Here is a 1,523-nt window from a genome sequence, read left to right on the forward strand (position 1 = left end):
ATGTCGCGCGCCGGCCAGATCGGGTCCTTGATGCGGATGTTCAGCGGGATGACCTTCCCGTCCGGGCCGTCATGCGTGGCCGGCAGGTCGAGCGCGGGGATGTCGATGGCCACGCCATCCAGGCCATCGTGCATGTTCTCCCAGCTGTAGGCCCAGCTGCGGATCAGCGGCTGCGCCGCCGGCGCATCGCCCACCCCGGAGGGGATCAGCACGTGCACGATCGGTGCCGACGCGGATGGCAACGTGTCGGCGCCACGCTTGCGTGCGCCCGCCCCTTTGGGCAGCGCCATCACCGTGCTGCGCTCATCGGCGGCGAAGCGGCCGTCGATGTAGTCGCGCAGGGTGGCGATGTTGGTGTAGTCCGGCAGCACGCTGCTGTCGATCAGGTAGCGCTGCTTGACCGTGCCTTCCGGCTCGGCTGCGTCGCTGACGTGGTAGCCCCAGAGTTCCTGGATCGGCGTCTCCTGCGCCACGTTGCTGAAGTGCAGCACCCCGCCGCGCTGCTCGGCGAAACCGTCCACGCTGCGCACCACGCCCTTGGGCCGGGTGAACAGGGTGCCGGCGGTGCCGGCCAGCGTGCCGAACGCCGCGCCGCGGATCTCCACGCGGTTGATGCGTTCGCCTTCGGGCACGGTCAGGTCCAGCCGCTGCCCGCCTTCGACGTAGGTGTTCCAGTCCGGCAGCTGGAAATAGTCATTGCGTCCGGGCAGGCGCGAGCGGTTGTAGACGCCGGGCCAGGTGGTCTCGGCGATGCCGTCGGTGCCCTTCCACATCCACTGCTGCTTGTCCTTGACGTCGGCGAACTCGACCTTGCGGACCGTGGTCACCGGCGTGGACAGCAACGGCGGCGGCGCGCCATCCCAGCCGTGGCGGTGCCACCACGCGCGTTGCGAGCCGGTCCCCTCCCCGGCGATGCGCGGCTCGGCATTGCGGGCCAATGCAGCGACGGCGGTGGCATCGAGCAGGCGGTCGTAGACGCGGATCTCGTCGACGTCGCTGCCGCGCAGGAAGTTGTAGCGACTCTGTACCTGGTAGGGCGCCATCACCCGCCCGGCCAGGCCGAACTGGTCCAGCGCCGCGTCATAGTCACCGGTGGTTTCGGCGCGCGCCACTTCGCGGCCATCCACGAACAGCCGCACGCCGTGGTCCTCGTCCCAGCCGAAGGCGATGTGCTGCCACTGCTCGGGACGGGGGATGTGGTCGAGCTTGAACGAGACGCGGGTACGCGCCAGGTTGGCGTCGGTGACGAAGGCGTCGAAGCCCTGCCCGTTCCAGTCGATGCGCAGCCAGGCCATGTCCCAGCTGCTGTGGTCGGCGTAGCCGACGCGGAAGATCACGAACGGCGCCTCACCCACCGCGTAGCGCGCGCGCCAGAAGAACGACAAGGTGCCGCGCGCGGCCTGGATGTTGCCCGGCGCGTTCCAGGACAGCACGCCGTCGTCCTGCCATTGGATGGCGCGTCCGTGCGCGCCGTCATCGACCAGGCTCACCTTGTCCTGGAAGTTCGGTACCGGGTCGCCCTG

At 69.5% G+C, this 1,523-nt stretch carries 1 protein-coding gene; it reads right to left on the reverse strand.

What is annotated here, in order from left to right:
• Positions 1 to 1,523: LamG-like jellyroll fold domain-containing protein (locus VA603_RS12415; RefSeq protein WP_323439032.1), on the reverse strand; the 1,523-nt coding region annotated here is incomplete at both ends.

The organism is Stenotrophomonas capsici (genome assembly GCF_034961085.1).
Taxonomy (GTDB): domain Bacteria; phylum Pseudomonadota; class Gammaproteobacteria; order Xanthomonadales; family Xanthomonadaceae; genus Stenotrophomonas; species Stenotrophomonas capsici.